This is a genomic window from Prevotella multiformis (assembly GCF_018127985.1).
Taxonomy (GTDB): Bacteria; Bacteroidota; Bacteroidia; order Bacteroidales; family Bacteroidaceae; genus Prevotella; species Prevotella multiformis.
Genome location: NZ_CP072357.1, coordinates 1561223 through 1576032 on the forward strand (window position 1 = coordinate 1561223; position 14810 = coordinate 1576032).

Here is a 14810-nt window from a genome sequence, read left to right on the forward strand (position 1 = left end):
GGATGCAAGGTTTCCGCAGGGCATACGTCCTGGCCTCCCGGTCCGTCCTCATCTGGTTATGTAATGCGAGCTAAGCAGTCATGTCCAATTCCTACAATGAGAGCAGCCATACACCGCACAGACCGGCAATGGCACCGCCGACCATAGGACCGACAACAGGCACCCATGAGTAAGCCCAGTCGTTGCCGCCCTTCATGCAGATGGCGTGTGCAATGCGCGGAGAGAGGTCACGGGCGGGATTCATGGCGTAACCGGTAGTACCGCCGAGCGACATACCGAGCGCGATGATCAGCAGGGTCACCGGGACAGGACCGAGGGCTGCCAGTCCGAACTTGAAGTGTTCCGGATCGCAGCAGTTGCCCTTCGTGCTGAAACTGATGATGATGAAGACCAGTGCCAGCGTGGCGATCACCTCGCTGAGGAAGTTCATCCCATAGTTCCGGATGGCCGGAGCCGTGCAGAACGTCCCGAGCTTCGCAGCGTCGTTGTCGGTGGCGTCGTAGTGGTCTTTGTAGAAAACCCACACGAGGATACCGCCCAGTACGCCGCCGATCATCTGTGCGGCGATGTAGACAGGGACCGAACTCCAGGGGAACATACCCGCTACAGCCAGGCCGAGCGATACGGCAGGATTGAGGTGGGCACCGGTATAGGGTCCGGCAACGAGCACACCCATGCAGACTGCGAGACCCCATGCCAGAGTGATCACCACCCATCCGGCATTCTGTCCCTTACTCTTGTTCAGCGTTACACACGCACATACACCGTCTCCGAAAAGTACCAGGACAAGTGTTCCAATCAGTTCCATCAGGAACTGGGTCGTCATAGAATATTCCATAATGATTGAATTTAGGTAATTGTTGTTTAGGATTTCTGGGGGGAGATAGGCGGGGGGCGATGATAGGCGATGATGAGCGATGATAGGCGATGATGGAATCTTATAATCGCCCGGTACGCCGGTTATTGCCCGCAGCCGCCTGTCTTCGGCCGGCTGTCTACCTGTTTGTCAGTGTCCTTCCGATGGCATCAGCCCATCCGGCCTTGGCGGCAGCCATCTCTTCGCTGTCGGCAAGAGGCTCGAAGCTGCGCTCAACCTGCCACTGGTTCTTGATCTCGTCAATGTCTTTCCAGAAGCCGACCGCCAGACCGGCAAGGTAAGCGGCACCGAGGGCGGTGGTCTCGGTGATCTTCGGGCGGACGACCTTTATGCCGAGGAGGTTGGACTGGTACTGCATCAGGAGGTTGTTGCGGGAGGCTCCGCCGTCAACCTTCAGTTCTGTAAGCGGTGCTTCCATGTCCTTCGCCATGGCCTGGGCAATGTCGTAAGTCTGGAAAGCGATGCCGTCAAGGGCGGCACGGGCGATGTGCGCACGGGTCGTGCCGCGCGTGATGCCGACGATCGTACCGCGGGCATACTGGTCCCAGTAAGGGGCGGCGAGGCCGGTGAGGGCAGGTACGAAGTAGACTCCGCCGCTGTCGGGCACGGTGGAAGCCAGGTCTTCTATCTCCGACGACGAGGTGATGAAGCCCAGACCGTCGCGCAGCCACTGCACGACAGAGCCTCCGACATAGATAGAACCCTCCAGGGCATAGTCGACACGGTCGCCGATTTTCCATGCAATGGTCGTCAGCAGGTTGTTCTTCGACATGACAGGCTTCCGACCTGTGTTCAACATCACGAAGCAGCCTGTCCCGTAGGTGTTCTTGATGGCACCCGGCTCGATGCACATCTGGCCGAAGAGAGCCGCCTGCTGGTCGCCGGCGATGCCCGAGATAGGCACTTCGTGGGCGAAGATGGTGGTCTTGGTGTGTCCGTAGATCTCCGAACTCGACTTCACTTCGGGCATCATGGACAGAGGGATGTCGAGCAGTTTCAGCAGATCCTCGTCCCATTTCAGGTCGTGGATGTTGAAGAGCATGGTGCGGGAAGCATTCGTGACGTCGGTCACGTGTACCTCTCCGCGTGTCAGACGCCATACCAGCCATGCGTCAACATTGCCGAAACGGAGCTTGCCCATCTCGGCGCGTTTGCGTGCTCCCGGTACGTTGTCGAGAATCCACTTGATCTTTGTCCCGCTGAAGTAAGCGTCGACTATCAGCCCGGTCTTCTCATGAATCTTGTCCGTCAGTCCCTGTGCCTTCAGCTTGTCGCAGTACTCGGCCGTGCGGCGGTCCTGCCAGACAATGGCGTCGTAGATGGGCTCTTCGGTGTCGATGTCCCATACGATGGTCGTCTCACGCTGGTTGGTGATGCCGATGCCGGCAATGTCAAGACCGTTGATGTCGATGGCGGAGATGGCTTCCGCTATCACAGAAGCCTGTGACGACCAGATCTCGTTGGGATTGTGTTCTACCCATCCCGGCTGTGGGAAATACTGTGTGAACTCTTTCTGTGCGACGGACTTGATCTGTCCGTTGTGGTCAAAGACAATAGCCCTTGAACTTGTTGTGCCCTGATCGAGGGCCAGGATAAACTTCTTCTCCATGTCAGTAATAATTTGTAGGTTGTTATTTTGCGGGGTGATGATAGGTGATGATAAGCGATGGATAGGCAGTGATAGGCGATGATAGGCGTTTATAAGCGTTTATACACCATTCAGCTTCATTGTTTCTTCCACATCCAGGGCTTCGGCAAGTATCGAGACGGGGTTCTTCACTTCATATCCCGTAGACATCTCTATCTGCCACTTGCAGGTTTCGCAGTCGGTCGTCACACAGTCGGGATTGACTTCCTTTATCTGTGTGAAGAGACCGGAGCCGATCTGCTGCGACCGTTCATAGTTCTCTTTCTTGAAGCCATACGTACCGGCAATGCCGCAGCACTGGGAGTCGAGCATCACAAGTTCCAGTCCCGGAATCATTTTCAGCAGTTCCGTACTGTAGACCACCCAGCCCATCTTCTCCATGTGGCACGCTGAATGATAGGCTGCACGCATCCTGAAGTCCTTGCGGAACGCCAGCTTTATCTCGCCCCGCTCTATGAGCCGGTAGAGGAAGCGGGTGGCCAGTGTGAGGTTCTCTCTTATGTCATCGGTCTTTACGCCCAGCAGATGCGCATACTCGTCACGCATGGTAAAGGTACAGGTGGAGCTGGTCGTGAGGACTACCCGGCCCTTCTCTGCTGACTTCCGGATGGAGTTGATGTTCACTTCTCCCTGCCGGCGAGCCTGCTTGCTGAGTCCGTTGGCGATCAGCGCCACGCCGCAGCACTTCTCCTTCTCCAGCAGATGGACACCATAGCCTGCTGCATTCATGATCTTCACGAGGTCCTTTCCCAGCTGCGGGAAGTTATAATTGACGTAACAGCCGTGGAAATAGCTTACATGTTTCCTGTATCCGTCCTGCTTTGGGGCAGCATTGCGCTTGAACCAGGTCTCGAACTTCCGGCTGCTGTAGGCCGGGAAGCTGCGATGCTTGTCAATCCCCATCACGCCGTGGAGCACCGCCTTGACAGGTTTCAGGCCCAGGGTAGTATTCACTATGGGTGCCACCCTGTTCGCCATCGTACCGACAAAGTCAGTATTCGCCAGCATCCTGTCGCGCAGGATAGGACCATGTGTGCTGTATTTGATGCGTGAAGCCTGAATGATATCGGCTATGCGGACACCGGACGGACAGGCCACTTCGCACCGTTTGCAGTTCAGGCACATCTTCAAGGCCTCATCGAAGAACCTGCTGTCCTTCAGTCTGTAACGCTCCAGGTCGGGACCTGAATGCTTCGGACCGGGGTATGCCGGCTCCACTGCCGACACCGGGCAGTACGCAGTACAGATTGAACACTTCAGACACTGTTCCAAGTTATTGCCGCTGATATTCTTCAGTTGTATTCCTTCTGGCATGACCTTATCTCCTTTCTGTAATTGTTCTGGCTACCTGAAGGGCAGTCAAGAGTGAAACACCTGTACCATCGAGGAGCCTGACAGGGTTGTGTCCGCTCAGTACGGAACCCACGGCGAAGAGATTGCCGACGGTCTGTCCGTCCTTTATGGCATGAAAATCCCGGTCTGTCCGCACACCGTATTCCATGTAAGGCTGTGCGTCAAAGGCATCTTCCTTCGTCCACTCAGCACGTTTCCCGGCTGCATCGACATCAAGACCGAACACCGGTTCGAACACACGCTGGTAGTTGCTTTCAAGTCCATGGCTCATGAAAGACCCTGAAGCAAGGATGAACTGGTCGGCATAGAGAGTCTCGTCCGGCAGATGATCTGTAGTGACTGAGACGAGACGGCCGTCCTTGAACACACCGCCATTGGCCTTGTCACCGACCAGCAGCGTACCGCCCAGACGGGCGAAGAGCCGCTTCAGGAGGATAGCCGTACGGACTCCCGATACCGACGGAGGGAGCGTCGGGAGGTATGCTATGGGCTTTGCAACCATTGTCTTCAGTTCGTCGAGACTCTTGTCGTCACTGAAGCCCAGTACAGCCGGCAGCAACAGCACATCGGTCTCTCCGCTGACGGCATTGATACAGTCGGCGACCTTGCGCAGGCTCTCCCTGTCTGCCAGCACTTTCGCTATGTTTGTCGCACGCATTTCCGTAGGACTCTTCCTCGCATGGCGCAGCTCGTCTGTCGTAAAAGACTTCACCTGGCAGACCGCTCCTTGTTTCTTGAGACCGGCTGAGATGAACTCAGTCGGGAAGTCCAGGAACCCTTGTACATTCAGGATTTCCACACGTTTCCAAGGCAGGGTATCCGCCTCTTCGCACACAGCATATCCCTCGGTCGTCAGCCATGCCGGAATCCGTCTGCCAAGCGGAGAGAAGCGGTAATGGTTCTTTTTGCTGTCACCTTTCACCTTCACGCCCGCTTCATTCAAAAGCGTCTCGGCCTCATCCGCCAGCCGGGCAATCCTTTCAAAGCCAATCTTTGCATAGGGATGCTCTGCTCCCAACTGCCCGATTGCTTCCAAGGGACGGGTGACCGGCTTTCCCTCCACGTCATAGCCCAGCAGGTCGAACGAGCCGGAATGGAAGTGCAGGCCGCTTTGTCCTGCCGACACAATGCAGACGCGACGGCCTGCCTGTGCCAGTGTGATACCGGCAGTGAGTCCGCTGAGTCCGCCACCTATTATTATAATGTCGTATTTCATCGTCGATTGTTTTGATTGTGTAGATTGCTTGCCTCGTTAGAATTTTCAGAGTCTGCCGGTAGTTATTGCTTTGCTAATACCACTGGCTTTTCTGGCTTTTCTAAATTTTCCACTACCACTAATGCTGCTAAGAAAACTGTGGCTGCCGGCCCTGCCGACACCATCATCCTTTTCCTGCTGCCAGTCCCAACAGCCCCTGATAAATCACCGCCATAAGCTGCGCTTCATCCAATGTACTGCCCCAAGCCACAGGACGCATCCCTTTCCAACGCTCGTTGATAAAACTGCGGAGGTCGGCCAGTGCCTTGTCCGTCTCCATTCCCGTCCGGCACATGATGCCTGCCGCACGACAGGCACAGAGCTCGCCCTGACAGGTGCCCATGCCCACCCGTGTGCGTCGGCGCAGGTTGAGCAGGTCGTGGACGTGCAGTTCCTCGATGGCATATTTCACTTCACCGACACTCACTTCCTCACATTCGCAGACCAGCGAGCGGTCTTCCTCACTTGTCTCGCTTACTTCCTGCACGCGGTTGCCCTGTCTTCCTTCAGCAGCATTATGTGCTGTAGAATAGACGTGGCGGGGCCTGTCGCCCGACTTTCCTTCTGTTCCGGGAAGCGGGAGGACGGCTGTCCGGCACTTTGCATCGACACCCAGCTTCCTGCAGGCCAGGTCTGTGGCCTGCTCCGCCATGAGCCGGTAGGTCATCATCTTGCCGCCTGTAATCGTAATGAGACCGGCCAGACCGTCGCGCTTTTCATGATCCAGGCAGATGATGCCACGGCTGATGCTTCGTCCCGAAGGGTCGTTGTCGGCAGCGAAAAGCGGACGGACACCTGCATAGGCACGCAGGATGCGTGTCGTCGCAAGGCTTGGAGCGAGTTTCTCGCCCTCCTTTATCAACAGGTCCACTTCTTCCTGCGTTACCTTCAGGTCGTCAATCGTTTCGTATGGCACGCGGTCGCTTGTCGTTCCGACGACGCACACCGTATCATCCGGTACGAGAATATCTGCATCGGCAGGCTTGCGGCAGCGGTTGATGACCATGTTGTTGACACGATGACCGAACACGAGGAGCGTCCCTTTGGCCGGGAACATGTTCAGCTTTATGCCTGCCATACCGGCAATGCCGTGTCCCCAGATACCTGCGGCGTTGATGACCAGCCGGCAATGCGCCTCGCTGTCCTCACCCGTATGGTTGTTGCGGAGCTGTACTCCCTCAATGCGTCCGTTCCTGACAGTCAGGCCTGTCACCTCGTGATAAGTGAGAATATCGGCCCCATGACGGCGTGCATCCAGGATGTTCGCCGTTGTGAGATGGAAAGGGTCAATGGAAGCATCGGGTACACGCACGGCCCCGACAAGGTCGGGATTGACCGACGGCTCTATGCGGCGTGCCTCTTCCGGAGAAATGACACTGGCTTTTATTCCTGCCTTCCCGCAGGCTTCGACGAATGTCGCCTGATAATGGATGTCGTCTTCAGGTAACGTGATGAACAAGCCGTCCGACTCTTCCACACAGTGATGGGCTATGCGCCGGAGAATCATGTTCTCCTTGATACATTCGGAAGCCGACTCCGGGTCGGTCACGGCATAGCGCGCACCGCTGTGCAGCAGACCGTGATTGCGTCCTGTCGCTCCATTGGTGAAATCGGACTTCTCTACAAGCAGCACACGCAGTCCGCGCAAGGCGCAGTCGCGTGCAGTGCCGGCACCGGTAATGCCCCCACCGATGATAATCACGTCATAGTCTTTGTTTAATACGCTGCTCATTGTATAGGTCGTTCAAATCGGTCAAAAGTTTACTTCATAATGTTTCGTAACGAAAGATTTAGTGAACGATACGCCTGCTGTTCATAAATATAATCGTTTCTTTTCGCAGCAAAGATAAATAAAATGCTTTTAAAACTCCAAATCAATTAACATAATTTATATATTTACTTTCGTTCAGAAGTTTTTTTCTTTCGTTTAGTTGCTTTTCTGAACGAAAATGAGGATGATTTCTCTGTTTCCCCTTACGGTAGGTTATGTCCGGAACGGCTGTCCCTTTCCTGATTCCGCCCGGTCGGGGGGGGAGCCTGTACAGACCGATGTCAAATAATAAGGCGTAGAAGTTGTTTCTCATTTTTTTTCTCTACCTTTGCACATGAGAGATACCGGCAGACCGGAATATTCACATTATTATATATAGGTTATGAACACTTCCTCCAGACAAGTCAACCAACGGAATACAAATCACAATCCAATAAATTTACCTCACATGAATGCACCCAGAAAGATATGGATTCTCGCAGGAATCGTTGCGGCCGTCCTTGTAGCGGGCCTTGCCTTTTTCTCGTTTGTCAACCCCTCATACGATGAAGAGGCGGCTTTGAAGATGAAGCCGATCTTCTTCGGCAGTACACGCGTCGACGGCGAACCGGTGAACTCCATCACGCTGGTAGCCCCGACGACTACCGCCGTCTACTTCAACATCCTCCCGCAGAAGATGCAGTTCCAGTTCGACGACCTGCTGTCGAACGACAACACGCCGCTCGATGTCAACATGTACATGATCATCCAGGTGAAGAAAGGACAGACGCCCGACCTGCTGCGTAACTATGGCGAGAACTGGTTCGAGAACTTCATCGAGCCTTATTTCCGCAACAAGGTGCGCGAATACGTGTCGTCCTGTTCGCCGTTCGACCTGATGAGCAACCGTGAGGTGCTGGCGAAATTCGACGACCGCATCAAGCAGTCCATGCGCAACTATGTTGCCGCACTGTCGCGGAAGGCCAACTTCCCTATCGACATACAGCAGGTCATCACCGACCGCGTCATGCCGAACAAAGAGCAGCTGGAGGAAATGAACAAGACGGCTGCAAGCATCCAGGCCAAACAGACACAGGAGAAACGGGCGGAGATGGAGCTTGCACGCGCCAAGGCCGAACGCAACAAAGCCGTGGCCGACAAGGCTTACATGACCGAGCTGAACCTCTCCCCCGCACAGTTCATCCAGCTGCGGGCATGGGATGTCATCGAGAAGAAGAACGGCGCCAACATCGACGTGCTCATCGGAGGCGGCGAGACGCCGATGTGGAACATCCGCAGGTAGAGGCCGCGGCCGCCGCATCCGGCCTTCACGCCCGCCTGCCCGGGAGCCGTGTTCCCGCCCGGCTGGGAATCCTGTTCCCAACGGCCGGGAATCGTGTTCCCAACGGCCGGGAACCGGATTCCCGACCGGTCGGGAATCGTCTGCATTCCGGAGACCGGCTTTCCGGTTCCCTGTAAAAATGGGCGGGATTGCTTTGCATTGTCTGCCTTTTGCGTTATCTTTGCATCTGAAAATAGAGGAATCAGCATGGACATACAGGAGATTTACAAGATTTACCGGCAGCATCCCGTTGTGACTACCGACAGCCGCAGCTGCCCTGCAGGAAGTATTTTCATCGCCTTGAAAGGTGCGTCTTTCGATGGCAACAGGTTTGCGGAGGCGGCCTTGCAGAAAGGGTGCAGCTACGCCGTAGTCGATGAAGCGGAATACGCCAAGGCCGGTGATGCACGGTTCATCCTCGTAGACGACGCGCTGGTGACCTACAAGGAACTGGCGCGTGCGCACCGCCGCCGGTTCGGGATACCGGTCATCGGCATAACAGGAACGAACGGGAAGACGACCAGCAAGGAACTTATTTCGGCGGTTCTGTCAGAGAGATTCAACGTACACGCTACCGAGGCCAATTACAACAATGATGTGGGCGTGCCCCGTACATTGCTCGGCATACGTCCCGAACACGACATAGCCGTCATTGAGATGGGTGCGTCTCATCCCGGTGATATTGAGAAGCTCGTCAGGTATGTAGAACCGACCTGCGGCCTGATCACCAATGTCGGACGCGCCCATCTGCAGGGGTTCGGCAGCTTCGAGGGGGTGAAACGTACGAAAGGGGAACTGTACGATTTCCTCAAGGCACATGGAGGACTGCTCTTCCTCAACGAAAGCAATGCCGACCTTACGGAGATGGCGGAGCAGCGGGAGTTCGACCGCATCGTCACTTACGGGCAGGACAGCACCGCCGATGTACAGGGACAGGTCGTCAGCTGTGCACCCTTCCTGAAATTCACCTGGCGGGCGCTCAACACCCCTCAGCCCTCCTCCAACACCTATGAGGTGCAGACCCGTCTCGTCGGGTCTTACAACCTGGACAATATGCTGGCTGCCATTTCCGTCGGCCTGCACTTCGGAGTTACGGCGCAGCAGGTGAACCATGCCCTGGAGAATTACATCCCCCGCAACAACCGCTCTCAGCTGACCGAGACGGCGCATAACAGGCTCATCGTGGATGCCTATAATGCCAATCCGTCGAGCATGTCTGCCGCCATAGAGAACTTCCGGATCATGCAGGTGGAGAACAAGATGGCCATCCTCGGAGACATGCGGGAGCTGGGAGAGGCCTCCGGAGAAGAGCACCAGCGGGTGGCCGGCGAGCTGGAAGCAGCCGGCATAGACGATGTGTGGCTCGTCGGAGAAGAGTTCGGAAAGACACGGTGCGCCTTCCGCAAATTCCGTGACGTGGAGGAGGTGAAGGCCGAGATAGAACGCCGCCGTCCGGAGGGACATTACATCCTGATAAAGGGGAGTAACGGCATAAAACTCTTCGAACTGCCCGCTTTGCTGTGACAAACATGAAAAAAAGCGCGCAAAACTTGTGTCAGTTCCAAAAAAATAATTACCTTTGCACTCGCTTACAGAGCAATCGGGATGTAGCGCAGTTGGTAGCGCACTACGTTCGGGACGTAGGGGTCGCCAGTTCGAGTCCGGTCATCCCGACAGAAAAAAGGGAAGAAACCGCATGGTTTCTTCCCTTTCTGCTTTTTGGGGGCTGTTGCCGCCCGCTTTCCCGGCCGGAGGCTGATGAGGCGGACAGGCGCTGCCGCCCCTGCTTTCCGGCGGCTAAGACCTCTTCAGTCTCTCCCGGCAGTCTTCGAGTATCGCAAGCAGCTCGTCCATCTTCGTGGCGCGGAGCATGGCGATGCGCATCTGCTTGAAGTCGGGGATGCCCTTGAAGATGGGAGAGGCCGCCAGGTGCCGGCGGGTATGGAGAATGCCCCGGTATTCGTCAATGCGCTCCACGTTGATGCGCAGCATCTCTTCCAGGACGTCTATCTTGTCGTCGAGTGTGAGTTTTTCCGTTCCTTTTCCGAAGATCCACGGACAGCCGAAAGTGGCGCGTCCGATCATGACGGCATCCACACCGTATCGGTCGAACTTCCCTCGGGCATCCACGACGTCCTTCACATCGCCGTTGCCGATGACCGGGATATGGATGCGGGGATTCTTCTTCACTTCGCCTATCAGGGTCCAGTCGGCGCTGCCGGTGTACATCTGCGCACGGGTCCGTCCGTGGATTGTCAGGGCCTGGATGCCGCAGTCCTGGAGCTGTTCGGCAAGGTCGGTGATGATCAGGTGGTCGTGATCCCAGCCCAGGCGGGTCTTCACCGTGACAGGTACTTTGACCGCCTTGACCACCTCGCGGGTGATTTCCAGCAGCAGCGGAATGTTCTTCAGCATCCCCGATCCGGCGCCTTTGTTCGCCACTTTCTTTACGGGGCAGCCGAAGTTGATGTCGATTACGTCAGGCCTTGCCTGTTCCACGATCCTGGCGGCTTCGACCATTGAGGCTACGTCCCTGCCGTAGATCTGTATGCCGACGGGACGCTCACGGTCGTCGATGACCATCTTGGAGAGTGTCGACCTGATGCTCCGGATGATCGCATCTGCCGATACGAACTCGGTATAGACCATTGCCGCACCGAACCGTTTGCACATCTTCCGGAATCCGATGTCCGTCACGTCTTCCATCGGAGCCAGGAACAGGGGGCGTTCCCCGAAATCTATCGTTCCTATTTTCATGGGTGCAAAGGTAAGGAAAAGGCGTTGAAAAGTGACAGGATAGAAAGATAAAATGTGAACGGCATCGCATCAATGAAGGGAAATGGCGGCAGATGAGCGGGAGAAGGTCGGGGCGGGGAGAGCCCGGCGTGCCGTCCGCATTGCGGTAAGAATGAGTGCAGCCAGAGCCTTGCCCGCAAGCAGCGGCGTATTCCGGCATCATGCCTGAAGTCCTTCCTGGCTTGCAAGTTTGCAACCCGGTTGCAGAATATAATCCTTATCTTTGCGCCAGAATAACAGATCAGTAACAGGTTTTGTATTATGAACAGAAAACTTATAAGAATCATTCTCACGGCTGTACTCCTGGCAGGAGCCTGGCTGGTGGAGCGGTCTGCAGGACTTCCCGTGTGGCAGGTGCTGCTTGTTTATCTCGTACCTTACCTGCTCATCGGCTATGATGTGCTGGGCGAGGCCATAGAAGGGATCATGGAGGGCGACCCGTTCGACGAGGACTTCCTGATGAGCCTTGCCACGGTCGGTGCATTGCTGATCGGCTTCCTGCCGGGTGCGGAACCGCAGTTCATAGAGGGAGTGTTCGTTATGCTGTTCTTCCAGCTCGGCGAACTCTTTGAGGATTATGCGGAGGACAAGGCGCGTGCCTCTATCTCCGGACTGATGGACATCCGTCCTGACGTGGCATTTGTCGAGCGAGGCGGAAAGACCGACCGCGTAGGTCCGGAGGAGGTGCGGGTCGGAGAGACGGTCATCGTGAAGCCCGGCGAGAAGATTCCGCTGGACGGAACGGTCCTGGAGGGCTGTTCCAGTCTCAATACCGTCGCACTGACGGGCGAGAGCATGCCGCGTGACGTGCAGGCGGGGATGGAGGTCGTCTCCGGCTGTGTCAATCTGTCGGGTGTGTTGAAGGTGCGTGTGGCAAAGCCTTTCAGCGAGTCGACGGCCTCGAAGATCATCCAGCTCGTCGAGCATGCCAGCGAGAACAAGTCGCACAGCGAGTCGTTCATCCGCCGCTTTGCCCGCATCTATACGCCTGTCGTGGTGCTTTCGGCGCTGGTGCTGGCCTTCCTGCCGCCTTTCTTCTATGACAGTTACGCCGCCGCTTTCGGTACCTGGCTCTACCGGGCGCTGACCTTTCTGGTCGTAAGCTGTCCCTGCGCGCTGGTCATCTCCATCCCGCTGGCCTTCTTTGCCGGTATCGGCGGAGCGTCCGGTAAGGGCATCCTGATCAAGGGCGGGAACTATATGGATGTCCTGGCAAAGCTCTCCACGGTGGTCTTCGACAAGACGGGGACGCTGACACGGGGCACATTCGAGGTCGAGGCGGTTCATCCGGAGACCGTCTCCGAGCAGGAACTGCTCCATCTGGCAGCCCATGCAGAGCGTTTCTCCACCCATCCGATCGCCGTCGCCCTCCGTACGGCTTATCCCCATGAAGCCGACAGATGTACGGTGGAAGACATACGGGAGACGGCAGGTCAGGGCATCACGGCACGCATCAATGGCAGGACTGTGAGTGTGGGGAACGCCCGCATGATGCAGTCGCTCGGCATCACGCTCCATCCCTGTACACGCTGTGCAGGCTATGCGGGAACGACGGTCCACGTCGCCATCGACGGCGAATATGCCGGACACATCGTCATTTCCGACCAGTTGAAGGAGGATGCTTCCGAGACGATTGAACGGCTGAAGCGGCTCGGAGTGAACAGGACGGTCATGCTGACTGGTGACAAGGAGGATGTGGCAGCGCTGACAGCGGCGCAGACCAAGGTGTCGGAGTACCATGCCGGGCTGCTCCCTGCCGACAAGGTGAGCCACATCGAGCGGATTCTGGCGGCGAAGAAGGACGGGGAGACCGTAGCTTTCGTGGGCGACGGCATCAACGATGCGCCGGTCCTGGCACGTGCCGACGTGGGGATTGCCATGGGTGCGCTGGGCAGTGATGCTGCCATCGAGGCGGCTGATGTCGTGCTGATGGACGACAAGCCCTCGAAAATAGCCCTTGCCATCCGCCTCTCCCGCCGCACGATCTTCATTGCCCGGGAGAACGCCTGGTTTGCCATCAGCATCAAGGTCGCCGTGCTTGTCCTCGCCACTTTCGGACTGGCGAGCATGGGGATGGCCGTCTTTGCCGATGTCGGTGTGATGGTTCTTGCCGTCCTCAATGCGATGCGTGCAAGATAAAAAGCCATGGACGGCGGCGCGCAGTGTACCGTTTCGACCTGACGGGAACTCTCCTGTACAGGATAGAGAGCCGTCGGCCTGGTCCATGGGCATGGAGGAGAAAAGGCCTTCCACGTGTGCGGAAGTGCATGAGGGTTCTGTCGCTGTCCGGGAAACGCTTTCCGTATCAGTCGGTCATCAGCCCCTTGCGATATGCGGGATAGTGACGGAAACGCACCTGACGCCCCGCTTTCTGCAGCTGTTCCGGCGTCTGCCACCCTTCGTATCGGGTACTGACTTCCCTCGTGCTGATGGCTGTCACCCTTCGTGCTGAGGCTCCGCACGTTTGCAATCTGTAACCGGTTCGAGGGCGGCTCACGGTGAGAATGAGGAAGGACCGCCTGTTGGAAGGAGCTGATGCAGGGACATCCATGCCGTTGAAGGTTTGCCGGACTTCGGTGTTATGGCGGCTTCTCAATGCCCTGTCTGCATGGAAAGAAGAGAGGGTATCAGACGGCCTGTTGTCCGTTGGGGACAGGCGGTCTGATACCCTCTCTTGTCTTCCATGTCTGCCGACGGACTGCATCTGCGTTTCCGTCGGCGGATGTCCGGCAGGACTATTTGAACTGGTTTTCCACGATTTCGCTCAGCACCTCCTTGATGTCCAGGCCTGCCGCCCGCACCTGCTGCGGGATGAAACTGGTGGCGGTCATCCCCGGTGTGGTGTTGATTTCCAGCATATTGACCACGTCCTCGCCGTCTTTGTCTTTCGAGATGATGTAATCGATGCGGATGATGCCGTTGGCATGCAGGATGTCGTAGATACGGCTTGTCTCGGCAGCCACACGTGCGGCGGTCTCCGGTGACATACGTGCCGGGGTGATTTCCTGCACCTGTCCGTTGTATTTGGCATTGTAGTCGAAGAACTCGTTGCTCGTCACTACCTCCGTCGCCGGGAACACGACAGCCTTTTCCTTCGTCTTGTAAACTCCCTGGGAGATTTCCATTCCGTCCATGAACCCTTCTATCATCACCTCGTTGCTTTCCATGAAAGCCACCCGGAGGGCCGGTGCCAGCTGGTCGGCATTCTTCACTTTTGACACGCCGAAGCTGCTGCCGTCGGCGGCAGGCTTCACGAAGCACGGCATGCCGAGCCGCTTCTCGATTTCCGCCTCATTGTAAGGTTCGCCGCGGCGGAGCAGGATGCTGTCGGCCACCTTCACGCCGAAGCCGCGCAGGTAATTGTTGAGCACGAATTTGTCGAAGGTCATCGCCTCGACAAGTACGCCGCTGGTGGAATAGGGGAGATGGATGAGGTCGAAGTAGCCCTGCATGACCCCGTTCTCGCCCGGCTGGCCGTGGATGGTGATGTAGGCGTAGTCAAACTCCCTGCGCCTGCCGTTCTCGACAAACGAAAAGTCGTTCTTGTCGATGGGCGCAAGGCTTCTGTCAGGCAGTTCGACATGCCAGTCGATACCTTTCACATCTACTATGTATATGTTGTAACGCTCCTTGTCGAAGAAGGAGTACAGTCCCTGCCCTGAGCGCATGGATACATCGTGTTCTGAAGAGTCGCCGCCGCATACGATGGCGATTGTCCGCTTGGAATCTTTCATTGTGTTGTTTTTATTTTTTTGGATGGGGATGCCATGAATGCCGGCAGGTGTCTTC

Annotated in this window: 10 protein-coding genes and 1 tRNA gene; 4 read left to right on the forward strand and 7 right to left on the reverse strand. The window is 56.5% G+C overall.

Features of this window, described 5'->3' with window-relative positions; genetic code table 11:
• Positions 1-91: 91 nt before the first annotated feature.
• The 5 genes from J4864_RS06130 to glpA all read right to left on the reverse strand — a co-directional run bounded on the left by J4864_RS06130 (position 92) and on the right by glpA (position 6865).
• Entirely contained in the window at positions 92-838 is a 747-nt protein-coding gene (locus J4864_RS06130) for an MIP/aquaporin family protein (RefSeq protein ID WP_007367942.1), read from the reverse strand.
• Between the two features lie 157 nt (positions 839-995).
• Complete coding sequence (gene glpK / locus J4864_RS06135; RefSeq protein ID WP_211814100.1) at positions 996-2486, reverse strand: glycerol kinase GlpK; 1491 nt, start codon at positions 2484-2486, stop codon at positions 996-998.
• A gap of 99 nt (positions 2487-2585) precedes the next feature.
• Positions 2586-3839, reverse strand: coding sequence for an anaerobic glycerol-3-phosphate dehydrogenase subunit GlpC (gene glpC, locus J4864_RS06140; protein WP_211814101.1), 1254 nt, complete (start codon positions 3837-3839; stop codon positions 2586-2588).
• 4 nt (positions 3840-3843) lie between these two features.
• Positions 3844-5094, reverse strand: coding sequence for a glycerol-3-phosphate dehydrogenase subunit GlpB (glpB, locus tag J4864_RS06145; protein WP_211814102.1), 1251 nt, complete (start codon positions 5092-5094; stop codon positions 3844-3846).
• A 163-nt stretch (positions 5095-5257) separates the two neighbouring features.
• Entirely contained in the window at positions 5258-6865 is a 1608-nt protein-coding gene (gene glpA, locus J4864_RS06150; protein ID WP_211814103.1) for an anaerobic glycerol-3-phosphate dehydrogenase subunit A, read from the reverse strand.
• Between the two features lie 421 nt (positions 6866-7286).
• Between glpA and J4864_RS06155 the strand changes: the two genes are divergently transcribed.
• From J4864_RS06155 to J4864_RS06165, 3 genes are all read left to right on the forward strand, one after another.
• On the forward strand, positions 7287-8186 hold the full coding sequence (locus J4864_RS06155) for an SPFH domain-containing protein (RefSeq protein WP_211814104.1): 900 nt from the start codon (positions 7287-7289) through the stop codon (positions 8184-8186).
• Positions 8187-8432: 246 nt separating this feature from the next.
• Entirely contained in the window at positions 8433-9749 is a 1317-nt protein-coding gene (locus J4864_RS06160) for a UDP-N-acetylmuramoyl-tripeptide--D-alanyl-D-alanine ligase (protein ID WP_211814105.1), read from the forward strand.
• A gap of 77 nt (positions 9750-9826) precedes the next feature.
• A tRNA-Pro gene (locus J4864_RS06165) sits at positions 9827-9899 on the forward strand.
• Between the two features lie 123 nt (positions 9900-10022).
• Here the strand turns inward: J4864_RS06165 and dusB are convergent.
• The gene (gene dusB, locus J4864_RS06170) at positions 10023-10982 is read right to left on the reverse strand and encodes a tRNA dihydrouridine synthase DusB (protein ID WP_211814106.1); all 960 of its coding nucleotides are present in this window, start codon (positions 10980-10982) and stop codon (positions 10023-10025) included.
• Positions 10983-11282: 300 nt separating this feature from the next.
• On the opposite strand from dusB, the gene J4864_RS06175 reads away from it, so the two are divergent.
• Complete coding sequence (locus J4864_RS06175; RefSeq protein ID WP_211814107.1) at positions 11283-13160, forward strand: heavy metal translocating P-type ATPase; 1878 nt, start codon at positions 11283-11285, stop codon at positions 13158-13160.
• Between the two features lie 596 nt (positions 13161-13756).
• Here J4864_RS06175 and J4864_RS06180 read toward each other — a convergent pair.
• Complete coding sequence (locus tag J4864_RS06180; RefSeq protein ID WP_007368005.1) at positions 13757-14755, reverse strand: D-alanine--D-alanine ligase; 999 nt, start codon at positions 14753-14755, stop codon at positions 13757-13759.
• Between the last annotated feature and the right edge of the window lie 55 nt (positions 14756-14810).